General features: G+C 71.8%; 21 protein-coding genes. 10 read left to right on the forward strand and 11 right to left on the reverse strand.

From position 1 onward, the window contains the following. Window positions 1-48: 48 nt before the first annotated feature. Complete coding sequence (locus tag VF330_RS09315; protein WP_330851108.1) at window positions 49-1,083, forward strand: AraC family transcriptional regulator; 1,035 nt, start codon at window positions 49-51, stop codon at window positions 1,081-1,083. Here VF330_RS09315 and VF330_RS09320 read toward each other — a convergent pair. Next, a complete protein-coding gene (locus VF330_RS09320) occupies window positions 1,072-1,488 on the reverse strand; it encodes a DUF3592 domain-containing protein (protein ID WP_330851109.1) in 417 nt (138 codons plus the stop codon). The genes VF330_RS09315 and VF330_RS09320 overlap by 12 nt on opposite strands. Before the next feature lie 178 nt (window positions 1,489-1,666). Between VF330_RS09320 and VF330_RS09325 the strand changes: the two genes are divergently transcribed. The 3 genes from VF330_RS09325 (at window position 1,667) to VF330_RS09335 (ending at window position 4,196) form a co-directional block, all read left to right on the forward strand. Next, the gene (locus VF330_RS09325) at window positions 1,667-2,329 is read left to right on the forward strand and encodes a lytic polysaccharide monooxygenase (protein ID WP_330851110.1); all 663 of its coding nucleotides are present in this window, start codon (window positions 1,667-1,669) and stop codon (window positions 2,327-2,329) included. A gap of 125 nt (window positions 2,330-2,454) precedes the next feature. After that, the gene (locus VF330_RS09330; protein ID WP_330851111.1) at window positions 2,455-3,018 is read left to right on the forward strand and encodes a TetR-like C-terminal domain-containing protein; all 564 of its coding nucleotides are present in this window, start codon (window positions 2,455-2,457) and stop codon (window positions 3,016-3,018) included. 20 nt (window positions 3,019-3,038) lie between these two features. After that, window positions 3,039-4,196: a GDSL-type esterase/lipase family protein gene (locus tag VF330_RS09335; protein ID WP_330851112.1), complete on the forward strand. Its 1,158-nt coding sequence runs from the start codon at window positions 3,039-3,041 to the stop codon at window positions 4,194-4,196. On the opposite strand, the gene VF330_RS09340 is transcribed toward VF330_RS09335, so the two are convergent. Both VF330_RS09340 and VF330_RS09345 read right to left on the reverse strand, forming a co-directional pair. After that, entirely contained in the window at window positions 4,171-5,061 is an 891-nt protein-coding gene (locus VF330_RS09340; protein WP_330851113.1) for a LysR family transcriptional regulator, read from the reverse strand. The genes VF330_RS09335 and VF330_RS09340 overlap by 26 nt on opposite strands. A 17-nt stretch (window positions 5,062-5,078) precedes the next feature. Next, window positions 5,079-5,900 carry an SDR family oxidoreductase gene (locus tag VF330_RS09345; RefSeq protein WP_330851114.1) on the reverse strand — a complete coding sequence of 274 codons (822 nt, stop codon included), beginning with the start codon at window positions 5,898-5,900 and terminating at the stop codon, window positions 5,079-5,081. A gap of 110 nt (window positions 5,901-6,010) precedes the next feature. Between VF330_RS09345 and VF330_RS09350 the strand changes: the two genes are divergently transcribed. Then, on the forward strand, window positions 6,011-7,033 hold the full coding sequence (locus VF330_RS09350; RefSeq protein ID WP_330851115.1) for an LLM class flavin-dependent oxidoreductase: 1,023 nt from the start codon (window positions 6,011-6,013) through the stop codon (window positions 7,031-7,033). Between the two features lie 39 nt (window positions 7,034-7,072). Here the strand turns inward: VF330_RS09350 and VF330_RS09355 are convergent, their stop codons facing one another. Beyond that, the gene (locus VF330_RS09355) at window positions 7,073-7,663 is read right to left on the reverse strand and encodes a TetR/AcrR family transcriptional regulator (protein WP_330851116.1); all 591 of its coding nucleotides are present in this window, start codon (window positions 7,661-7,663) and stop codon (window positions 7,073-7,075) included. Window positions 7,664-7,755: 92 nt separating this feature from the next. Between VF330_RS09355 and VF330_RS09360 the strand changes: the two genes are divergently transcribed. Continuing rightward, window positions 7,756-9,129 carry a carotenoid oxygenase family protein gene (locus tag VF330_RS09360; protein ID WP_330851117.1) on the forward strand — a complete coding sequence of 458 codons (1,374 nt, stop codon included), beginning with the start codon at window positions 7,756-7,758 and terminating at the stop codon, window positions 9,127-9,129. Here VF330_RS09360 and VF330_RS09365 read toward each other — a convergent pair. After that, on the reverse strand, window positions 9,126-9,581 hold the full coding sequence (locus tag VF330_RS09365) for a helix-turn-helix domain-containing protein (RefSeq protein WP_330851118.1): 456 nt from the start codon (window positions 9,579-9,581) through the stop codon (window positions 9,126-9,128). The two genes, VF330_RS09360 and VF330_RS09365, sit on opposite strands and share 4 nt — an antisense overlap. Window positions 9,582-9,659: 78 nt before the next feature. Here VF330_RS09365 and VF330_RS09370 point away from each other — a divergent pair, with 78 nt between their 5' ends. Continuing rightward, window positions 9,660-10,346, forward strand: a complete 687-nt coding sequence (locus VF330_RS09370; protein ID WP_330851119.1) for a nitroreductase — start codon at window positions 9,660-9,662, stop codon at window positions 10,344-10,346. Here the strand turns inward: VF330_RS09370 and VF330_RS09375 are convergent. Beyond that, window positions 10,343-11,299, reverse strand: coding sequence for a pyridoxal-phosphate dependent enzyme (locus VF330_RS09375; protein WP_330851120.1), 957 nt, complete (start codon window positions 11,297-11,299; stop codon window positions 10,343-10,345). The genes VF330_RS09370 and VF330_RS09375 overlap by 4 nt on opposite strands. 16 nt (window positions 11,300-11,315) lie before the next feature. Beyond that, a complete protein-coding gene (locus VF330_RS09380; RefSeq protein ID WP_330851121.1) occupies window positions 11,316-12,041 on the reverse strand; it encodes an SDR family oxidoreductase in 726 nt (241 codons plus the stop codon). Window positions 12,042-12,118: 77 nt separating this feature from the next. On the opposite strand from VF330_RS09380, the gene VF330_RS09385 reads away from it, so the two are divergent. Together VF330_RS09385 and VF330_RS09390 are read left to right on the forward strand one after the other, a co-directional pair. Further along, on the forward strand, window positions 12,119-12,976 hold the full coding sequence (locus tag VF330_RS09385; RefSeq protein ID WP_330851122.1) for a LysR family transcriptional regulator: 858 nt from the start codon (window positions 12,119-12,121) through the stop codon (window positions 12,974-12,976). Continuing rightward, window positions 12,976-13,767, forward strand: coding sequence for an MBL fold metallo-hydrolase (locus VF330_RS09390; protein WP_330851123.1), 792 nt, complete (start codon window positions 12,976-12,978; stop codon window positions 13,765-13,767). Before VF330_RS09385 ends, VF330_RS09390 begins: the two co-directional genes overlap by 1 nt. On the opposite strand, the gene VF330_RS09395 is transcribed toward VF330_RS09390, so the two are convergent. Then, window positions 13,751-14,308, reverse strand: a complete 558-nt coding sequence (locus VF330_RS09395) for a helix-turn-helix domain-containing protein (RefSeq protein ID WP_330851124.1) — start codon at window positions 14,306-14,308, stop codon at window positions 13,751-13,753. The two genes, VF330_RS09390 and VF330_RS09395, sit on opposite strands and share 17 nt — an antisense overlap. A 101-nt stretch (window positions 14,309-14,409) precedes the next feature. Between VF330_RS09395 and VF330_RS09400 the strand changes: the two genes are divergently transcribed. Then, window positions 14,410-15,285, forward strand: a complete 876-nt coding sequence (locus tag VF330_RS09400; RefSeq protein WP_330851125.1) for an NmrA family NAD(P)-binding protein — start codon at window positions 14,410-14,412, stop codon at window positions 15,283-15,285. Window positions 15,286-15,289: 4 nt separating this feature from the next. Here VF330_RS09400 and VF330_RS09405 read toward each other — a convergent pair whose 3' ends face one another. The 3 genes from VF330_RS09405 to VF330_RS09415 form a co-directional block, all read right to left on the reverse strand. Next, complete coding sequence (locus VF330_RS09405; protein WP_330851126.1) at window positions 15,290-17,884, reverse strand: TIR domain-containing protein; 2,595 nt, start codon at window positions 17,882-17,884, stop codon at window positions 15,290-15,292. A gap of 1,442 nt (window positions 17,885-19,326) precedes the next feature. Then, the gene (locus VF330_RS09410) at window positions 19,327-20,115 is read right to left on the reverse strand and encodes a M23 family metallopeptidase (protein WP_330851127.1); all 789 of its coding nucleotides are present in this window, start codon (window positions 20,113-20,115) and stop codon (window positions 19,327-19,329) included. A gap of 207 nt (window positions 20,116-20,322) precedes the next feature. Continuing rightward, complete coding sequence (locus VF330_RS09415) at window positions 20,323-21,303, reverse strand: esterase/lipase family protein (RefSeq protein ID WP_330851128.1); 981 nt, start codon at window positions 21,301-21,303, stop codon at window positions 20,323-20,325. Window positions 21,304-21,411: the final 108 nt, after the last annotated feature.

Below are 21,411 nucleotides of genomic sequence, written 5' to 3' on the forward strand. Positions count from 1 at the left end.
CCGGCCGGCACTAGGACAACAACGGCCGCGTGGTTGACAATCGCGGCCATGAGGACGCTGCCCGAACCCGTGGTCCGGCACTGGGACTTCCCGCGCGGCATCGCGAGCGCGGCGCTGCTGGTGCGCTTCGGCGCCGCGCACGGCCTGGGACGCGACGTCCTGCTCGACGGCAGCGACCTCACCGCGGACCACCTCGCCGACCCGGTCGCGGAGATCGGCGCCTGCCAGGAGCTCGCGGTGGTGCGCAACCTCGCCGCGCGGCTGCCGCACTCGGGCATCGCCGCGGGCCGGCACTACCACGCCACCACGTTCGGCGTCCTCGGCCACGCGTTCCTCAGCGCCGCCACGATGCAGGACGCCCTCGGCATGGCGCTGCGCTACCTCGACCTCAGCTTCTCCTTCACCGCGCCCACCGCCGAGCTGGCGGGCGACCGGCTCGTCATCACGCTGCACCCCGGCGCGCTGCCGGACGACGTGCGGCCGTTCCTCGTCGAACGCGACCTGGCCGCCATCCACACGGTGATCGGCGAGCTGGTGCCCGGCGAGGTGCCGGTCCTGTCCGTCGACCTGGCCCACGCCGCGCCCGCCGACACCCGCCCCCACGAGGAGGTCTTCGGCGTCCGCCCCCGGTTCGCGGCCGGTCTCGACCGGTCCGTCGTGGACGCGTCGGTGCTCGCCCGCGCGCTGCCGCTGGCCAGTCCGGAGGCCACGGCGCTGTGCGAACGGCAGTGCGAGGACCTGGCCGCCCGCCGCCGGAGGAGGCCGGGCGTGGCGGGCGAGGTCCGCCGGGTGCTGGAGCTCTCGGCGCGGTTCGAGGAGAGCATGCCGGTGGTCGCCCGCGCGCTGGGCCTGAGCCCGCGCACGTTGCGGCGTCGCCTGACCGAGGCCGGCACCAGCTACCAGGCGCTGCTCGACGAGGTCAGGGCCGAACGCGCCGCCGTCCTGCTGTCCGGCGCGTCGGTCGAGCAGGTCGCCGCGCAGCTCGGGTTCGCCGAGGCCGCGAGCTTCATCCACGCGTTCCGGCGCTGGTACGGCACCACGCCGAGCAACTACGCCCGCACGCGCGGGACCTCAGGCGGCTGACCTCCTGGGCGCCCAGGCGAGGAGGTTCACGCCGATCCCGCCGAGCAGCACGACGCCCAGCATGCCGCCGAGCACCCAGAACACCTGGTCGTTGTCGGCCAGCGCGGAGTCGACGACCGTGCCGCCCTCCAGGTCGTAGCGGACCGCCACCCGTTCGCCGGGCTCGCGCTCCGGGCCGTTCTCCGACAGCACCTCCACCCGCTTCGAGCCGTCCGGCAGCGCGTACTCCACCCTCACCGAGGCGCTCTTCCCGGACTTCAGCCGCTCCAGAACGGTCCCCTCGGCGCTCGCCCACGAGCGCTGCTCCGCCGCCGACCGGAGCAGGACCACCAGCCCCACGACCGTCGCCGCCAGCACGAGCCCCGCCAGCACGCGGCCCCTGCGCGACCTCAACGAACTCGCCACCACACCCTCCTCGCGGAGGACATCGCTCCACCGCCGCCCGATGTGACGGCGGACGGCCGATCTTGATGATCACGCGGTGTGTCCTTGCGGTTTCGCAGTGTTACCGCTAGGCTAAATGACCTGGGAGCGCTCCCATTCCGCCGCTGCTGCTCGTTCAACGGAGAATGGAGGCACATTCATGCGCACACGCAACACCTTCGGGTCGAGGACCAGACGGCGGGGCGTGATCGCGGCGATCATCACCGTGCTCGCCTGCACGTTCCTGTGGGTCCCCACGGCCTCGGCGCACGGCACGATCGTCGGCCCGGCCACCCGCGCCTACCAGTGCTGGCAGACGTGGGGCAGCCAGCACACGAATCCGGCCATGCAGCAGCAGGACCCCATGTGCTACCAGGCGTTCCAGGCCAACTCCGACACCATGTGGAACTGGATGAGCGCGCTGCGGGACGGCCTCGGCAGCAACTGGCAGGCCGCCACTCCGGACGGGCAGCTGTGCAGCAACGCCCTGTCGCGCAACAACTCGCTGAACACGCCCGGCAAGTGGAAGACCACGAACCTGGGCGCGAACTTCTCGATGCACCTGTACGACCAGGCGAGCCACGGCGCGGACTACCTCCGGGTGTACGTCAGCAAGAACGGGTTCGACCCCACCACGCAGAGGCTGGGCTGGGGCAACCTCGACTTCATCACCCAGACCGGCAGGTACGCCCCGGCGAAGGACATCAACTTCACCGTCTCGACGAACGGGTCCTACCGCGGCCACCACATCGTGTTCACCATGTGGAAGGCCTCGCACGCCGACCAGATCTACATGTGGTGCAGTGACGTGAACTTCGGCTGATCCACGGTCCTGTGCGGACGGTGCGCGGGGTGCGGCTCGGTCGCATCCCGTGCACCGCTGCGCCGTCTCGCGAGCACCTTGCCTACAGTCCATAGGCGATCGCCTATGTGCTGTAGGCTGGGTGCATGCGCCCCTCTCTCACCGCGGCCACCGTGGTCGCCGACGCCGCCGCCCTCGCGGACGAGGCGGGGTTCGGGATGGTCACCCTGTCCGCGGTCGCGCGCCGCCTCGGCGTGCAGGCGCCCAGCCTGTACTCGCACGTCCGCGACCTGGAGGCCTTGCGGGACGGCATCACGGCCCTCGCGCTCGGCGAGCTGGCGGAGAGGGTCGGCGGGGCCATCGCCGGTCGTTCCGGGCTGGAGGCGTTGCGGGCGTACGCCGCGGCCACCCGCGCGTACGCGCTCGGGTCGCCGGGGCGGTGGCAGTCGTTGCAGCGGCGGGCCGGCGAGGAGGTCGTGCGGTCCGAGGCCGCCAGGAACATGGCGGCGCAGGCCGGATCCGTCCTCCGGGGCTACGAGGTGCCGCCGGGCGAGCACGTGCACGCCGTGCGGCTCATCGGCAGCACCCTCAACGGGTTCCTCGCCCTCGAACGCTCCGGCAGCTTCGACCACAGCGCCCCCGCGCCCGAGGAGTCCTGGGACAGGACCGTCGTGGCGCTGGACTCGCTCCTGCGGGCCTGGCCCGCCTGACCGACCGACACGGAAGAACGATGATCACCACACCGCTGACCGGCGAGCTCGTGCGCGGCGTCGCCGAGCTGGAGAAGACCGACCGGGGAGTGCTGCCGCACCGCCTGCCCGAGTGGGTGCGCACCCGGTTCCCCGACCCGCAGCTGATGGGCGCGGAGAGCAGGCCCTCCGGCGTGCGGATCGTGCTGGACACGGCGGCGACCGCCGTCGAGCTGGTCCTGCACCCGACGTACGCCTCCTACCGCGGCACCACCCGTCCGCGCGGCGCCGTCGACCTCGTCGTCGACGGCGAGGACTTCGCGAGCGAGCAGCTCAGCGGGGGCGACCACGTCGAGACCGACCTGACCACCGGAACCGTCGAGGTCCACCAGGGCGAGGCGTGCACGCTGCGGTTCGCCGGCCTTCCCGGCCGGGACAAGCTCGTCGAGATCTGGTTGCCGCACAACGAGACCGTGCACCTGGTCGAGCTGCGCACGGACGCTCCCGTCCGTCCGGCCGGGTCCACCGGGCGGATCTGGCTGCACCACGGCAGCTCGATCAGCCACGGCTCCAACGCCACCAGGCCGACCGGGATCTGGCCCGCCGTCGCGGCCCGCCGGGGCGGCGTCGAGCTGCACAGCCTCGGGTTCGGCGGCAGCGCGATGGTCGACCCGTTCACGGCGCGCGTCATGCGGGACCGGCCGGCGGACCTGGTCAGCGTGAAGCTCGGCATCAACGTCGCCAACTTCGACCTGATGCGGCTGCGGGCGTTCGTGCCGGCGGTGCACGGGTTCCTCGACACGATCCGCGACGGCCACCCGCACGCGCCGCTGGTGCTGATGTCGCCGATCTTCTGCGGCATCTACGAGGACACGCCCGGTCCAGGCGGCATGGACATGGCCGCGTTGGCCGAGGGCAGGGTCGTGTTCACCGCGACCGGACCGCACGGGCCGTTGCCGCAGCTGACCCTGCGGATCATCCGCGACGCCCTGGAGTCCGTGGTGGCCCAGCGGGCCGACGACCCGAACCTGCACTACCTGGACGGCACGCGGTTGTACGGCGAGCAGGACGCGGCAGAGCACCCGCTGCCCGACGCGCTGCACCCGGACGCGGTCTCGCACGAGCTGATGGGCCGGCGTTTCGCCGAGTACGCGTTCGGGCCCGGCGGTCCGTTCAGCCTTCCCGCAACGCCTGCGTGAAGGCGTCGGCGGCGGGGGAGCGGTGCTCGTCGGTGACGACGAGGGTCCGCCGCCGTTCGACCAGGCCGGGGTCGCGCACGGGCACCCACGTGACGCCGCGGGGCACGATGTCGGCGGCGAGTCCCGGCAGGACGGACACGCCGAGCCCGGCGGCGACCATGCCGAGCCGCGTCTGCCAGGTGCGGGCCTCGTGGCCGATCGTGGGCTCGGTCAGGGTCGGCCACGCCCCGAACTGCGGGTCGCCCTCCCTGCCCGTGCCCACGATCCACACCTGATCGGCGAGGTCGCGCACGTCGACGGACTCCTGGCTCGCGAACGGGTGCCCGTTCGCGACGGCGATGCCGAACCCGCGGCCCGCCGGCACGGGCTCGGCGCGCAACCCGGCCAGGTCGTAGTCGGGCAGGCCGTCGCCGACCGCGATCACCGCGACCTCGATCCGTCCCGCCCGCAGCCGCCGCAGCAGCACCGGGCTGCCCGCCTCGTCGAGCCGGACGGCCAGTGCCGGGTGGGCGGCCTTGAGGCGGGCGACCGCCCGCGGGACGAAGCTCGCGGCCGCGGTCGGGTAGGCGCCCGCGGCGAGCCGTCCCGCGATCTTGTCGCGCAGCCCGGCGATCTCCAGCTCCGCGGCCTCCAGGTGCGCGACGACCTTCCGGGCGTGCCCGAGCAGCGCCTCGCCCGCGGGGGTGGGGCGGACGCCGCGGGCCCACCGCTCGAACAGCGGGCTGCCCACGGCGGTCTCCACGGAGTTCACCTGGCGGGAGACGGCGGACTGCGTGTAGCCGAGCGCGTCGGCGGCCGCGGTGAACGACCCGCGCCGCGCGACCTCCACGACGACGCGCAGCCCGACCAAGGTCATCCCCGACATGCGGGCCAGTATCCCGGTCAGGCCGGGTGCTCCGCGTCCGCGGCGCGCGCCGAGTCCCGCTGGGCCTCGAAGCCCGCGAGCCGTTCCCGCACCGCGCCCGTGACCAGCTCGTAGGCGTCGGAGTTGAGCAGCAGCCGCAGCGGGGGCGCGTCGGACAGCGCCGCCTCGACGATCGCGTGCGCCACGCCGGACTGGCTGCCGGGCATGTCCTCGACCGGCATCGGCGAGGTGTCGGCGGGGCCGCCCCGGTAGGGCTCGCTGACCGGCACGCGCTGCGCGGCGTCGTAGAAGCCGGTGCGGACCATGCCCGGCTCGACCAGCACCGTCCTGATCCCGAACGGGGCGACCTCGGCGGCGAGCGTCTCGAAGTAGCCCTCCACGCCCCACTTGGTGGCGTGGTAGATCGCGAAACCGGGAAACGTGATGTGCCCGCCCATGCTGGAGAGCTGCACGAACACCCCGCCGCCCTGGGCCCGCAGCAACGGCACGGCCCTGCGCGCGACCTGGATCGACGCGGTCAGGTTCGTGGCGATGGCGGACTCCACCTGCTCGTCGCTGAGGTCCTCCGCCGCGCCGAACACGCCGCTGCCCGCGTTGGACACGACGACGTCGATCCGGTCGTGCTCCGCGAACGCCTCGCCCAGCACGCGCCCGACCTGTGCCGTGTCGGTCACGTCGAGAGCGCGCCGCCACAGCCGGTCGCCGTACCGCTCGGCGAGGTCGTCCAGCCTGCGCGGGTCGCGCACGGTCGCGGCCACGCGGTCTCCGCGCGCCAGGACCTGCTCCACGAGCTCGCGTCCGATTCCCCTCGATGCTCCTGTGATGAACCACGTTGCCATGCGGTCCACGCTAGGCACGCCCTGGCATGAGCACCAGCGATGGTTTTTCAGTCCAGCCATGCGAAACGCGCATGGGAATATCGAGACCCGCCGCGACGTATAGTTGAAATGTGAAGAAGATTGGCTTCCTGTCGTTCGGGCACTGGTCGGACAGCCCGCACTCGCAGACGCGGACGGCGGCGGACGTGCTGCTCCAGTCGATCGACCTGGCCGTGGCGGCCGAGGAGCTGGGCGCGGACGGCGCCTACTTCCGGGTGCACCACTTCGCCCGGCAGCTCGCTTCGCCGTTCCCGCTGCTCGCCGCGGTCGGCGCGAAGACCGAGCGCATCGAGATCGGCACCGGTGTCATCGACATGCGGTACGAGAACCCGATGTACATGGTCGAGGACGCCGGGTCGGCGGACCTCATCTCGGGCGGCAGGCTCCAGCTCGGCATCTCCCGGGGATCGCCCGAGCAGGTCGTCGACGGGTGGCGCCACTTCGGCTACCAGCCCGCCGAGGGCGAGACCGACGCCGACATGGCGCGGATGCACACCGAGCTGTTCCTGAAGGTGCTGGAGGGCGGCGGTTTCGCACAGCCCGCCCCGCGCCCGATGTTCCCCAACCCGCCGGGGCTGCTGCGCGTCGAGCCGCACGCGCCCGGCCTGCGCGACCGCATCTGGTGGGGCGCGGCGTCCAACGCCACCGCCGTGTGGGCCGCGCGGCAGGGCATGAACCTGATGAGCTCCACCCTCAAGTACGACGAGGGCGGCGCGCCGTTCCACGTCCAGCAGGCCGACCAGATCCGCGAGTTCCGCAAGGCCTGGACCGAGGCCGGCTGGGAGCACGAGCCGCGGACGTCGGTGTCGCGCAGCATCTTCGCGATCACCACCGACCTCGACGACATGTACTTCGGCGGTGACGGCGAGAGCCGCGACCACGTCGGGTTCATCGACGGCCCGAACCAGGCGATCTTCGGCCGGTCCTACGCCGCCGAGCCCGACGTGCTGGTCAAGCAGCTCGCCGAGGACGAGGCGATCGCCGAGGCCGACACGCTGCTGCTGACCGTGCCGAACCAGCTCGGCGTCGAGTACAACGCGCACGTGCTGGAGAACATCCTCGTGCACGTCGCGCCGGCGCTCGGCTGGCGCTGACCTCAGGACCGGTGCCGGTCCGGGCTCGGACCGGCACCGTCAGCCCGTCAGCCTCGCCAGGCGCACGACCAGCTCCTCGATCGCGGTGTGCAAGGGCGGCAACGGGAACACGCCCTGCATCTCGCGCAACCCCGTGATCGCGGCCAGCGTCAGCGCCGTGTCCAGCCGGGTGTCGGTGCTGTGCGACAGGCCGGCGGCGACGCACCGGTCGAGCACCTCCACGAGCGTGTCGAGGGCGGCCGCCGCGTTCGGGTCCACCGCGTTCGCGGGCGTGAGCACGAGCTTGCGCCGCGCGGGGTGGGCCTGCCCCAGGTCCACGTACACCCGGTACCGGGTGATGAGCTCGGTGCGCGGGTCGGTGATGCCCGCGACGGCCGCGTCGGTCTGCTCGGCGATGTGCGCGAACGCGATCTCGCGCAGCCGGGCGTGCAGGTCGGGCAGGCCGGGGAAGTGCGGGTAGATCGCCGGGCCGGTGATGCCCGCCGCGCGTGCCACGCCGCGCAGCGTCAGCGCCTCGGGGGAGCCCACCTCGTCCAGCAGCTTCCACGCCGCCTGCTCGATCTCGATGCGCAGCAGGCCGCCCTGGCCCTTGCGGTTCTGCTGGCGGCGAGGGGGTTCTCCGCGCGTCATGCCGATGATCGTACCCAGCTCGAAGCACACCGAATTCGCTAGTGACCGGCATCACTATGCAAGTGTTTAGCGATTCGGGCATGCTGATCGCCATGACCACTGTTGACCGACCCGCCTACTTCGACGGGTTCATGGCGCCGGTGCCGGACGAGATCGACGCCGTCGAGCTCGAGGTGACCGGCACGCTGCCGCCCGAGCTGACCGGGCGCTACTTCCGCAACGGCGCGAACCCGTTGCCCGGCACCGATCCCGGCCACAACTTCGCCGGCGTCGGCATGCTGCACGGCGTCCGGCTCGAGAACGGCCGGGCCGGCTGGTACCGCAACCGGTGGGTGCGCACACCGATGCTGGACGGCGTGCCGCCGGACAGGGAGAACCCCACCGCGCCGGACGGCGTGCTGCGCAACAACACCTCCAACACGAGCGTGCTGCACCACAACGGGCGCATCTTCTCGTTGGTGGAGAACGGGTTCCCGATCGAGATGACCGACGGGCTCGACACCGTCGGGCCGTTCGACTTCGGCGGCCGGCTCAAGACCGCGATGACCGCGCACCCCAAGGTCGACCCGAAGACCGGCGAGCTGCACTTCTTCGGCTACGGCCTGAGGCCGCCGTTCGTGACCTACTACGTGGCCACGGCGGACAGCGAGATCGTGCACAGCGCCGAGATCGAGGTGCCCGCGCCGACGATGATGCACGACTTCGCGATCACCGAGCACCACGTCGTGTGGCTGGACCTGCCCGTCGTGTTCGACATGGAGCTCACCCGCGAGCCCGGCCTGCCGTACCGCTGGAGCGACCGGTACCGCCCCCGCATCGGCGTCATGCCGCGCCACGGGCGCAACGCCGACGTGCGGTGGTTCGACGTCGATCCCGGCTACGCCTTCCACGTCGGCAACGCCTTCGAGGACGAGCAGGGCCGCGTCGTGATCGACGCGGTGACCTACGACGAGGAGGGCTTCGGCCTGGTCTGGTCCGGGCTCGGCGGGTACGCGGACCTGTCGAACGCGCTCGCGCACACGCCCACCCTCGGCGGCAGCCTCTACCGCTGGACCCTCGACCTGCGCGACGGGTCCGTCCGCGAAGGTGCGCTCGACGACCTGCCCGTGGAGTTCCCGACCGTCAACGACGACCACGCCGGCCTCGGCCACCGGTACGTCTACGCGGTCAGCACGCCGTTGCTGGTCGACTCCATCGAGCCCTCGATCATCAAGTACGACACCACGACCGGCGAGCGGCAGCAGCACGTGCTGGCCGGCCACTGGAACCCCGGCGAGGCCGAGTTCGTGCCCGCCGCGGACGACGCCGGCGAGGACAGCGGCTGGCTGCTGTCCATCGTGAGCAGCGAGAACGCCGCCGAACTGCTCGTGCTCGACGCCTCCGACGTGACGGCCGGTCCCGTCGCCTCCGTGACGTTGCCGCGCCAGGTCCCGGCGGGCTTCCACGGCGCGTGGATCGCCGACTAGGTCAGGGCGAGCAGCCCCGGGCCTGCTTCGGGAGTGACGTCGTGGGCGGAGATCCGGGTCCCGCAGGAGTCGCACTCCAGTGACGCGTGCGCCTCGCCGTCGCAGCCGGTGTGCCGGTAGTGGACCGGCGGGCCGTCCGGGGCCATGTACGCGTCGCCCCACTCCCTGATCGCCATCAGCACCGGGTAGAGGTCGTGCCCCTTGCGGGTGAGGCGGTACTCCGGGTGCTCACCGCCGTCGGCCTGCTGCCGCGCGAGGACGCCGTGCTCGACCAGGCGCGTGAGGCGGTCCTGCAGGCGGCTGCGCGGGATGCCGAGGTTGGCGCGGAACGCGTTGAACCTGCGGACGCCCGCGAAGGACTCCTTGAGGATCAGCAACGTCCAGCGGTCGCCGAGCAGCACGAGCGGGCGCGTGATCGAGCACGGGATGTCGGCGAGCTCTTCGTACCGCATGGGCCCACTCTAACCGGACGGTCCCTTTTCGAGACCAGTGCTGCTAGCGTCTGGTCTCGAAAAGAGACCGGAGGTCCCGTGAGCACTCTCGCCGAAGGCACCACCTACGACGCGCTCCGCACGTTGCTGGCCGACCGCTGGACGTGCCGCCAGTTCCGGCCCGACCCGGTGCCCCGGGACGTCCTGCGCACGCTGCTGGACCTCGCCCAGCGCACGCCGTCCTGGTGCAACACCCAGCCGTGGCAGGTGGAGCTGACCGAGGGCGCGGGCACCGACCGGCTGCGGTCACGGCTGCTGGCGCACGTCCGCGAGAACGGCGGCACGCCCGACTTCGCGTTCCCCGCGCAGTACACGGGCGTCTACCGGGACCGGCGGCGCGAGTGCGGCGTGCAGCTGTACCGGAGCGTCGGCGTCGAGAAGGGGGACCACGAGGGCACGCTGCGCCAGGCGGTGCGCAACTTCGAGCTGTTCGACGCCCCGCACGTCGCGATCATCACGACCGAGGCCGACCTGGGCGTCTACGGCGCGATCGACTGCGGTCTCTACCTGAACAGCTTCCTGCTCGCGGCGCAGAGCCTCGGCCTCGGCGCCGCACCGCAGGCCGCGCTCGCCGCGTACCCGGACTTCTTCCGCGACCACTTCGGACTCCCGGCGAACCGGCTGGTCGTCGCGGGCGTGTCGCTCGGGTACGCCGACACCTCGCACCCGGTCAACTCGTTCCGCACCAGCCGGGGCGACGCGGCCGTCACCTGGCACACGGACTAGGAGTTCGCCCAGCGCACCACGTCGGCCACGGCCGCGTTCCCGCCGCACAGCACGAGTCCGAGCCGTGCGCCGGGTCCGACGCGGTCCAGGACCGTGCGCGCCGCCGGCACCAGGCAGCCGGCGGCGGGCTCGGCCCACACCTTCTGCGTCTCGGCCAGCGCGAGAGACCCTCGGGCGGCCTCGGCGTCAGACACCAGCAGGACGTCCTCCAGCAGTGCGACGGCGTGGTCGTAGGTCAGTTGCGACACGTGCGGCGCCGCGAGAGTGGAGACCACCGACGTCGGTGTGAAGTCCACGGGACCGCCCGCGGCCATCGCCCGACGCATCGCATCGGCACCCACGACTTCCACACCCCACACGCGAACGCCGGGCACCAACGCGTGGAACGCCGTCGCGACGCCCGCCGCGAACCCTCCGCCGCCGACGCTCACCAGCACGTCGGTGAGGTCCGGCGCGGCCTCGGCGAACTCCAGGCCGACGGTGCCCTGCCCGGCGACCACCACCGGGTCGTCGTAGGGGTGTACGAGGGTCGCACCCGCCTCGACCAGGTCGTTCATCAGCGCGAACGCCGCCGCGAGACCGTCGGTGAGCCGCACGTCCGCACCGGAGGCGCGGGCCAGCTCGACCGAGCGGGCGGGCGCGGTCGACGGCATCACGACGGTGGCGGCCACCCCGAGCTCGCTCGCGGCGTCGGCCAGCGCGATGCCGTGGTTGCCGCCGCTCACCCCGACCACGCCCGCCGCCCGCGCCTCGTCGGACAGCGAGAGGATCTTCGCGAACGCGCCCCGCGTCTTGAAGGAACCGCTGCGCTGCAGCAGTTCCAGCTTCACCGTCGTCGGGACGCCCAGCAGCGCGGACAGGCCGGGGGAGGGCAGGGCGGGCGTGTGCAGCACCCATCCGTCGATCACCCCGGCCGCGGCCCGCACGTCGTCGATGGTCAGCAGCTCCGCCATGCCGTCACCCTATGTGTCACCAGGGGACGACGCCGCCGTCGTCGAAGAAGCCGCCGCGTGGACCGTCGTCGGGCAGGGTGGCGAGCTTGAGCGCGATCGCGGCGCCCTCGTCCGGTGTGCGCGGCGAGGCGAAGCCGGTGAAGTCCGTGGCGACGTAGCCGGGGCAGGCGGCGTTGACGATGATGTCCGTCCCGGCCAGCTCGCGGGCGTACTGCGCGGTGATGCTGTTGAGCAACGACTTCGACGGGGCGTAGGCGGCGAGCTGCGGGCCGGTCTGCAGTGCGAGCGAGCCCATGTTGCTGGAGATGTTGACGATGCGAGGCGACTCGGCGCGGCGCAGCAGCGGGAGCACCGCGTTCGTCACCCGGATGACGCCGAACACGTTGGTGTCCAGCACGGTCCGCAGCACATCGAGGTCCACAGTGGACGGGATCTGCGCGCCGCCGTCCGTCCGGCCGGAGATGCCCGCGTTGTTCACGAGCACGTCGAGGCGGCCCGCGGTCTGCTCGATGGTCTTGGCCGCCATCGCGACACTGTCGTCGGAAGTCACGTCGAGGGCGACCCCGAACGCGTCGATGCCGTCGGCGCGCAGGCGTTCCACGGCCTCTTCGCGCCGCGTGGCGTCGCGGGCGCCCACGGCCACCGCGAAGCCGGCCGTGCCGAGGGCGTGGGCGATGGCGAAACCGATTCCCTTGTTCGCGCCGGTGACCAGCGCGGTCTTCTTGTCGTTCACGTCGTCCATGGTCAGCCGGGTGCGCGCCGGTCGTCCAAGATCGTCTCGGTACCCCGTGATACCCGAGGGGTATTAGGCTCGCGGGCGTGGACCTCGAGACGCGGGAGCTCCGCTACTTCGTCGCCGTCGCGGAGGAGCTCCACTTCGGACGCGCCGCCGACCGGCTCGGCATCGCCCAGCCGCCGCTGTCGCGCGCGATCCGGCAGCTGGAGCACCGGCTCGGCGTGCGGCTGCTCGACCGCGACCGGCGGGGCGTGGCGCTGACCGAGGCGGGCCGGGTGCTGCTGCGCGAGGCACGACTGGCCCTCGACGCCGTCACCGCCGCGGCCAGGCGGACCCGGCGGGCGGGGGACAGCCGGCGGCCGCTCGTGCTCGTCACCAAGGCCGGAGCGTCCCACGAGCTGCTGCGACGCCTGCTCGACGCGGTCGCGAACGCCCCGGACGCGGTGCCCGTCGAGGTCCTGCTGTGCGAGGTCGGCGAGCAGGCGGGCCTGCTGCGGGACGGGACCGCGGACGTGGCGATCATGCACCGGCCGTACGACGACCTGGCCGGGTTCGACACCGAGGACCTCTTCGTCGAGGGCCAGGTCGCGATCCTGCCCAGGACGCACCCGCTCGCGGAACGCGAGAAGCTCGTGCTCGCCGACGTCCAGGACGTGCCGGACCTGCCGATCGCGCGGTGGCCGCGGCTCGACGGGTCCTATCCGGACGGACCGGGTCCCGAGGTGCGCACGCAGTCGAAGCTCGCCCAGCTCGTGGCGCTCGGCAGGACGCTGCTCGTCATCCCGGCGTCGAGCCGCGCGTGGCAGTGGCCGGAGCACGTGGCGGTGCCGGTGGTCGACGCCCCCGACGTCACCACGGTGCTCGCGTGGCAGCCGTCCACCACATCTCTCGCCGTCGCCTCGCTCGTGCGCACGGCGGCCGGGTTGCGGGAAGGGACCTGATGCGGAAGACGGCCGGAAGCGCGCTCCACGCGTCGTTCGAGTTCGGTGGCCTGACGGTCGTCGCGCTGCTGGACGGCCACCTCGACCTGCCGCCGTCGCGGCTGCGGCCGCCGGACGGTCTCACCGTCGACCCGGTGCTGGTCGACGGGCAGCTCCGCCTGTCCGTCAACGCCTTCCTGGTCGACGACGGCCGGCAGCGCGTCCTGGTGGACACGGGCGCGTCGACCAGCTGGGAGCCGACGCTGGGCAGGCTGCTGGACAGCCTCGCCGCGGCCGGTCTCGACCGGGGTTCCATCACGGACGTCGCGATCACGCACGCGCACCTGGACCACCTGAACGGGCTCATCGCGCCGGACGGCTCGGACGCTTTTCCTGCTCTGCAACGGGTTTTCCTCGGCAAAGGCGACGAGGGACGGCTCTCGGGCGACTTCGCCCGGTTCCGGGACCGGGCGGTCCTCGTCGCGGAACCGCTGCCGGTGACGCCGTGGATGACCGCGCTGCCCGCTCGCGGACACACGCCCGGACACACCGTCTACGACGTGCGGACCGACGCCGGCCACCTGCTCGTCTGGGGCGACACGATCCACGTGCCGTCCGTGCAGTTCGCGCACCCCGAGGTGGCGTGGGAGCTGGACCACGACCAAGAGCTCGCGCGCGCCGAACGGGCCGCTCTCCTCGCGAGGCTCGCCACGCCGGGGCACTTCGTCGCGGGCGCCCACCTGGACTGGCCGGGAATCGGCGGGGTCGTGCCGGCCGGCGACGGGTACGCGCTGGTCACCGACCTGGGCTGACGCCCCTCACCGCCACCGCGAGCAGGCGTTCCGCCGCGGCCGCCGGGGCGCGGTGCTGTTCGGTCGCCATCGCGATGCCCACGACCAACGTCACCAGCTCGACCGCGGTGACGTCCTCCGCGACCGCCCCGGCCTCGATCGCCTGGCGCAGCAACGGTTCCACGGCCTCGCCGATGACGTTGGCGCACGAGTTGCCGTTCACGGGATCGGCCTCGTAGGACAGCGCGGTCGCGAGCCCGCGCGCCGTGACGCAGTAGTCCATCAGGCCGGCCAGCCACGTGAGCAGCGCGTCCCTGCTGTCGCTCGCGCCGGTCAGCTCGCGGGCACGGGCGGACAGCGCCTCGATCCGTTGATGGGACACGGCTTCCAGCAGCGCTTGGCGCGTGGGGAAGTGGCGGCGCACGGTCGCCGACCCGACCCCGGCGACGCGGGCGATCTGCTCGAGAGACGCCCCCGCGCCGTGCTCGGCCACCTCCCGCTCGGCCACGGCGAGGATCCGCCCGTGGTTGCGCCGGGCGTCGGCGCGCTGGCTCTCGGTCATGGCACCCTCGTGGTTGATAAACGGCGGGGTCCGCCATATCGTAGCGGACACAGAAACGGCGGACCCCGCCGTTTTGCTGCGAGCCCCACCTGAGGAGAGCCATGTCCGTGCTCGTCACCGGAGCCACCGGCAAGCAGGGCGGCGCCGCCGTCCGTGCACTGGTCGCGGCGGGTGTGCCCGTGCGCGCGCTGGTCCGCGACCCCGAGTCCGAGCGCGCCAGGGCGTTGGGCGTTGAACTCGTCGCGGGCGACCTGAACGACCGCGAGTCGCTGACCGCCGCGACCAAGGGCGTCCAGGCGGTGTACTCGGTGCAGATCGCGCCGTTCACCGCCGACGGCTTCGACTTCGCCGCCGAGCTGGCCCAGGCCGGCAACCTCGTCGACGCCGCGCGGGAGTCCGGCGTGCGGCAGTTCATCCAGACCACCGTCGACGGCGCGGGCCGGCGCGTCCGCGACGAGCGCTTCCCGATCCTGGAGGCGTCGATGAACACCAAGGCCGCCATCCAGGACCGGGTCCGCGAGGCGGGCTTCGAGCGGTGGACGCTGTTCAAGCCGGGCTTCTTCATGGAGAACTTCCTGCCGTCGTCGGCGTTCCTGTTCCCGCGCGGCGTCGAGGGCGGCCTGGTCACCATGCTCAAGCCGGCGACGGAGCTGGCCCTGTTCGCCGTGGACGACATGGGCCCGGCGGTGGCCGCCGCGGTCGCGGACCCCGACCGGTTCCACGGCGTGGAGCTGGAGTTCGCGAGCGACCGCCTGTCGATGGCCGAGATCGCCGAGGTGCTGTCCCGCGCCCTCGGCACCGACCTGGTCGCGCCGGACCTGACGCTGGACGAGGCCCGCGCCGCCGGGATGCCCGAGATGGGCGCGGGCCACGACCGGCTGAACGAGACCGGCATGGCGGGCCGTCCCGAGTACGCACGGGAACTGGGCCTGCCGCTCACCGGCTTCGAGACGTGGGCGCGGCAGCACCTGGCCTGACGCCTCAGGGACAGGGCCAGACGACCTCGACGTCCCCGAGGTAGCGGGCCCGTTCCTCCGCGGACAGACCGCCGGTGACGACGGGGCACAGGGTGCGCACCCAGGCGGCGGGATCGGCCTCCCACACCGCCAGCGCGCCGTCCGGCCCGGCGGTCAGCAGCCCGCCGTCCCCGGTCGAGGCCAGCCCGGCGACGGGCCCGGGACGGCTCCAGGTGCCGACCTGGCTGCCGTCCCCGGCGTTCCAGAGCAGGAGGTCACCGGTGTCGGGGTGGACCTGGGCGACCAGTCCGGGAGCGAACGCCACCAGCGTCGCGGGGTCCTCGAAACCCACCCCGAACACCACCGACCGCCGCCCGTCGTCGAGGAGCACCCGCCCGTCGACGTCCACCGCGGCCACCTGCTCGCCGTCGTCGCTGACCGCGAAACCCCGGACGTCACCGGGGAAGCGGGCCTCGCGGACCTCGTCGAGCTCGTCGCCGTCCCACCGCCACAACCCGATGGAGGAGTCCCCGGCCCCGGTCTCGCGGACGACGGCCACCGCACCACCGCGCGAGCTCCCGGCGATCTCCTGGTGGTCCGCGGCCGGACTCTGCACGGCAGCAGCGGCTTCGTGCACGACCGGCTTCCCGCCGGCGCCGGCCGTGACCAGGTGCTGACCGTCGCCGACGAACACTCCCGCTCCGGAAACCCTTTGCCCGTCAGGACTGATCTGCACCCGCGGCCCGACCGCCGCGCCGCGGGACTTCTCCGCCAACGTCCGCACGTCCCGCACCACCACACCGTCGCGCCCGGCGACGGCGGCGGTCCCGCTCGCGCTGACCGCCACCCCGGTGACCCCGGCGGCACCGCGCCCCTGCACACGCACCCGGTTGTCCTGGTCGGGCGAGGACACCACGACAGTCCCGTTCTCCGACATGGACACGACGAACCGGCCGTCCTCGCTCATCCGGAGATCGAGAATCCGCGTGGGGTGCCGGAAGAGCTGAGCCCGCTGCACAAGCTCTTGGTCGAACAACGACACGGCACCCTGCTCGGTCCCCACGACGATCCGCGCACCGTCCCCGGACATGCTGACGCAGCAGGAATCTTCGCCCACCTCGACCGCCCGGACCCGCGCCCGCGTCTTGAGGTCCCACAGCTCGAGCGCGGACCCGTTCAGCAGGACCATCGCCGACTCGCCGACCGCGAACCCGCGCGGCCACACCTTCGCCGCCCCGACCTCCGACCACCTCCCGCTCGCCGGCTCGAAGGTGACGATCTTCGACCCGGCGGCCCGCCCTTCCGCCGTGTACAAGAGGTCCCCGCGAAACTCCAACGGCCCCCCGGCCGAGTCACGTCCTTCGTCGACGACCGCCGCAGCCCCGGTCCGCACGTCCCACACGCCCAGCGCCGGCTCGGCACCACCGCTCCGGTCCCCGGACGCCGCCACCCACCGCCCATCACCGGACAGCGCCACCCGTTCCACGGCGGAGGTGAACGGAATCTCCTGCACCAGCGACCCGTCCGCGACGTTCCACACCTTCACCGCCACCCCGTCGGAGCTGGCCAGCACCCGCCCGTCCCGGCTCAGCGCCAAGGCGGAAGAGGCATCCGGCAACGAGATCCCACTGGCCCGGCGGGACTTCCCGTCCCACAGCGCAACCCGCCCGTCCCCGTGCGCATGGGCAACCACAGCCCCGTCACCACTGACCGCGACGTTGGCCCGAGTCCTCACACTCGCCGGCCTGGTACGACTGATCGTGTCCGTACCGGCCGACACCACCGACACCACGTACCGCGCGCGATCCAGCATCCCCATCAACGCGGACTGCGCCTGCACCGAACGATCAGCACCCCACGAGGCCAACGCGAGCCGAACCGCCAGCTGCGGATCGGCGGACACCATCCGCGACGCCTCCCCGGCCAACGCCCGCGACAACGCGAGCCGAGCCTGAGCAGTGGCCCGATCCCTCTCGGCGACAGCAACCCGCTGCTGCCACACGGCAACCCCACCGGCCACCAACGCGAGGGCCAGCAACCCGGCCAACACCCCCACCAGCCGCCGCTGCTGCCGCGAGTCCTCACTGATCAACTCGTCCTTGGCCACCCCGTGCACAGCGGCGGCCAACGTGGCGACGGCCCCCCGGAACTCCCCACCACTCATCGCCTCGGGCGCCCGAAGATCCACCCACAACGGCTCGGCGGAAAACCACCCGGCCAACGACCGGGGCAACGCGGTGGTCAACTCCCAGTCGAAGTCACCGGCGTCGTCGTCCCACACCAGCTCCCCACCGGTGAGCACGATGAGGAAGGTGTCCCGCGACTTCCGCTCCCGCCACAACGACACCTCCCGCTCGACCCACACAGACGCGGCAGACTCGGGACAGGCCAGCAGGGTGAACGTCCGAGACGCCAGCAGAGCAGTCCGGATCGACGACCACAGATCAGGACTGGCAGCCAAACTCACGTCGTCCCGGAACACCCGCAACGCCCGAGGCCGATACCAGGCCCGCCCGAGCCGATGCAGACTCCGCTGCACCTTCTTGGCCAACGGCCGATCAGCCGCATGACTGTAGGAGATAAACCCGTCGTACAAGCGCGCCCCCTCACGGCAGGACAAATCCTACGAGCAAGACACCAAGCCGTCAGGCAATCGGGCAATGCCGAAGGCGAGCCACGCGAAGGCGAAGCCGAGCCGCCTTGTCTTGAAACGAAGGTTCCGGTGGGGTCCCGTCACGAGTCGTGCCTGATGCTCTTGCCGCGCCCGAGGGGTCAGGTCAAGTCGACACGCTTTTCGTCGACTTGACCTGACCCCTCGGGTGTGGCTGCCTCACGCGCGGCTCGTGACGGGACCCCACCCGAACCGCACCACCCACGCAACGCGCAGCCGCCCAACGCAACAGGCGTGCCATCAACCCGCCGGGGGCGCGGTACCCCCGATCAGATTGGCGGGGGTCTGGGGGCAGCGCCCCCAGGGGGAAGCCCGCAACCGCAACCCGACGCACGCAACCCGACGCACGCAACAGGCGAATCGCAACAGGCGAACCGCGACACCGCAGCAGCCCAAACCCCACCCCGGACCAGCCATATCCCCCAAAAAGGTGAACCCAGCAAATTCTCCGAAAACCAGCGCAACGATCACCGAAGTCGTACGTCTATGTGGGTGTCGCAAGCAGCACAGCCACGGACGTTCGGGCGTTCCAAGGCAGGAGAACGCAGCAGGCGACCAAGGGGAGCGAAGGGACGGCGGGGGCCAAACTTCGCGGCGATGTGCGGCCGGACCGAACGGGAGAGCGGTCCGGCCGCACAGTTTCTCGGCTCAACGACCGCAAGGCACAGGCCCGGCATACGCCCGGCAGGGTGCCAGCCCAACCACGCCGCCGAGCGAAGCGAAGGCCACCCAGGCCTGCCGAGCGAAGCGAAGGCCTCAGCGCCAAAAATTGTCAGACCCCCCGAGCACAATCATCCGCATGAGGTCGTCGACCAAGCGGGAGTGCTCGAGATGGATCACGTGCTGGCGAACCTGCTCCACGAACGCGTGTTCGCAATCCTCAACCAGCTGGAATCCCCGGAGACCGAACGTCTCACGGCAGCCTGGCGCACCCTGTTGCACCACCACGGCCAAACCGAGAGCGGGGCCTGCAGGGCGTGCGGCCCGAGATGGCGCAAACACATGTGCTCGGTCTGGCGGGTGGCCGCGACGCACTTCCTCCGCGGGCTTCCTCCACCGGCCGCGTAACGGATCCGCTCTCGATCCCGACTCAACTGCCACTGGACCACCGCGGAATAAACCAGAACCCGACAGCGGTTGGACGGCATGAGAGCCCCGTGAGGCCGCGAAAGCCTCCGACCCCGGACGCGGAGGTGGGTCAGCACCACCGCAGCCGTCAGAACGCTGCTGAGCCGTAGTTCAGGAATTCGCGAACCTGGACGAGGCGTTCAGCCACCCACGACGGCACCACGGACACCGAAAAGGCACTACGGGTACTGGGAACTACGGGTACTGGGAAGAGCGACACCGCACGGACTTCCGAACGGCCAGGGGGATGGCCGCGCAGGAGATCAGACGGTCACACCGCGAGCGTTGAGCCAGGGCAGCGGGTTGATCTTCTGGCCGTCCGGGTTCCACACCTCGAAGTGCAGGTGCGGGCCGGTGGAGAAGCCGCGGTTGCCCATGCGGGCGATCTGCTGGCCGGCCTTGACCTGCTGGCCCTCGCGGACCGAGTAGGTGTCGACGTGGCCGTAGACGGTGATCGTGCCGTCGGCGTGCTGGACGCGGACCCAGAGGCCGAAGCCGGACGCGGGACCCGCCTCGAGGATGACGCCGTCACCGGCGGCGAGGATCGGGGTGCCGATCGGGCCGGCGATGTCGATGCCGAGGTGCATGGTGCCCCAGCGGCCGCCGTAGCCGGAGGTGAACTCGCCAGCGGCGGGGCGGACGAACTTCGGGCGCTTCTTCTCGGCCTCGACGGCCTCGCGCTCGGTGGTGAGCTGCTGGCTGCGCAGGAGCTTGGCGGCTTCCGCGGAGCCCTCTGACGTGGTCTTGGAGACCGCGAGGATCTGGGGGGCGGGGGCGGTGTCGCCACCCACGCCGTCGAACGTGGCCGCGCCGCCGGAGTGGTTCGCGAGCTGGACGTCCGTGGTGTCGTCGGCACCTGCCTGGAGGGCCTGACCTGCGCCGGCTGCGGCGAAGGCACCTACTGCGACGGCGGCGACGACGATGCGTCCGCGAAGCGCCGACGGTGGCGGGGGGAGCCGGTGCGAGCTGACCGTGCGCGTGGTGGCGCGGTCGACTGCCTCTTCAAGCGCAGCACTGCGTTCATGGCCGCCGGGGGAGCGGTGGTGACTCAAAGCTTGCCCTTCCGCCTTCGGGGAGCCTGATCAACCGACGCCGGGCGGGGGATTCCCGGTGAGTCAGGATTCGGGGTTCTGACTCGGTGTCCTTCTGTGATCAGACCGTGACAACGGACCGGGGGACAGTAACGGCGGGAAGCCTCAGAGGGCAAACCCCAGTTTGTTATGTCCACCGAACAGGCGGCGACCAGGGGGTTTCATCTGTTAACTGTGACGGTCGGTCATACCGGGCGGGCGACATGCCTCGCCGCCAGCGGCGATGGGGTGAGTTGACGCGTCATCCGATCGGGTGATGGCTGTCACAACTACGTGAAGCGTCCTCGTGTCAACCGGCAAAGACAGGTGACCTGAATCACGTATCTGGTGCTCTTCGACCACCAACGAGGGGTGCTCCAGCCGGGCGTTGCGCTGCGGGACGATGACCTGGTCCATCTCCGACCAGACGGCGACGAAGCGCGTGCGGCACGGCCGGCACGGCTCGGCGAGCTCCTCCATGAGCTCGGAGCCCGGACGGAGCTGCTTCGTGAGCGGCGTCGGCAGCAGATAAGCGGTGAGGGTGCCGCGGTGGGGCGTCCCCAGGGTCACGAGCGTGCGAACGCGTGAGTCGCCGTGCAGCCGTTGCACGTAGTACCTGGCGATGAGCCCGCCCAGCGAATGGCCGACGACGTGCACCTGATCGGAGCCGGTCTGCTCGCAGATCCGCTCGATGTGCGCGCCCAGCAGCGCGGCGGACCGGCGGACGTCCCCCGTCAGCGCCGTCAGCACGCTGTAGTTGATGGCGTGGACGACTCCGAAGCCCCGCCTCCGCAGCGCCCCCGACAGCACCGCGAAGGCGGAACGGTTGTCCCCGATGCCGTGCACCAGCACGATCGGGGTGCCCGCCGCGTCCATGGCCGAAACCACCAGGCCGCGCTGCCGGGGCGGCAGTCCGTCGGTGCGGTAGTGCCGGAAGTGGCCCTCCGGGCGCAGCTGCTCGGTGACCGCGCCCCACGGGTAGAGCACGGCGTGAGCGGTCAGCCAGGCCGCCTCCATCGCGACGCCGCGCAGGCCGCCGGGCGAGGCCATGGCCCGCAGCGCGACCTTCACCTCTTCGGCCACGTCGCGTGCCGTGTGCACTCCCCAGCCCGCACGATCGAGGACCGCGTCAGTCAGACGCGTCATCCACGACCGGCCGGTGTCGCTCATGTCAGCGACGGTAAGTGATGGACTCACCGACCAGGAGTACCCACAAGTCGGTTTTCCACATGCGAACGAAGCTCGCCTTCCCGCGTGGCCGACGTCCACACGAGATCC

The organism is Lentzea sp. (assembly GCF_036380075.1).
Lineage (GTDB): Bacteria > Actinomycetota > Actinomycetes > Mycobacteriales > Pseudonocardiaceae > Lentzea.

What these genes read in the sequence shown, in the direction of transcription:
- VF330_RS09400 (WP_330851125.1), top strand. Translation starts at nt 14,410, where the DNA reads ATGTCCGTGCTCGTCACCGGAGCCACCGGCAAGCAGGGCGGCGCCGCC.
- VF330_RS09315 (WP_330851108.1), top strand. Translation starts at nt 49, where the DNA reads ATGAGGACGCTGCCCGAACCCGTGGTCCGGCACTGGGACTTCCCGCGC.
- VF330_RS09345 (WP_330851114.1), bottom strand. Translation starts at nt 5,900, where the DNA reads ATGGCAACGTGGTTCATCACAGGAGCATCGAGGGGAATCGGACGCGAG.
- VF330_RS09335 (WP_330851112.1), top strand. Translation starts at nt 3,039, where the DNA reads ATGATCACCACACCGCTGACCGGCGAGCTCGTGCGCGGCGTCGCCGAG.
- VF330_RS09325 (WP_330851110.1), top strand. Translation starts at nt 1,667, where the DNA reads ATGCGCACACGCAACACCTTCGGGTCGAGGACCAGACGGCGGGGCGTG.
- VF330_RS09415 (WP_330851128.1), bottom strand. Translation starts at nt 21,303, where the DNA reads ATGAGCGACACCGGCCGGTCGTGGATGACGCGTCTGACTGACGCGGTC.
- VF330_RS09340 (WP_330851113.1), bottom strand. Translation starts at nt 5,061, where the DNA reads ATGTCGGGGATGACCTTGGTCGGGCTGCGCGTCGTCGTGGAGGTCGCG.
- VF330_RS09375 (WP_330851120.1), bottom strand. Translation starts at nt 11,299, where the DNA reads ATGGCGGAGCTGCTGACCATCGACGACGTGCGGGCCGCGGCCGGGGTG.
- VF330_RS09365 (WP_330851118.1), bottom strand. Translation starts at nt 9,581, where the DNA reads ATGCGGTACGAAGAGCTCGCCGACATCCCGTGCTCGATCACGCGCCCG.
- VF330_RS09380 (WP_330851121.1), bottom strand. Translation starts at nt 12,041, where the DNA reads ATGGACGACGTGAACGACAAGAAGACCGCGCTGGTCACCGGCGCGAAC.
- VF330_RS09355 (WP_330851116.1), bottom strand. Translation starts at nt 7,663, where the DNA reads ATGACGCGCGGAGAACCCCCTCGCCGCCAGCAGAACCGCAAGGGCCAG.
- VF330_RS09395 (WP_330851124.1), bottom strand. Translation starts at nt 14,308, where the DNA reads ATGACCGAGAGCCAGCGCGCCGACGCCCGGCGCAACCACGGGCGGATC.
- VF330_RS09360 (WP_330851117.1), top strand. Translation starts at nt 7,756, where the DNA reads ATGACCACTGTTGACCGACCCGCCTACTTCGACGGGTTCATGGCGCCG.
- VF330_RS09390 (WP_330851123.1), top strand. Translation starts at nt 12,976, where the DNA reads ATGCGGAAGACGGCCGGAAGCGCGCTCCACGCGTCGTTCGAGTTCGGT.
- VF330_RS09330 (WP_330851111.1), top strand. Translation starts at nt 2,455, where the DNA reads ATGCGCCCCTCTCTCACCGCGGCCACCGTGGTCGCCGACGCCGCCGCC.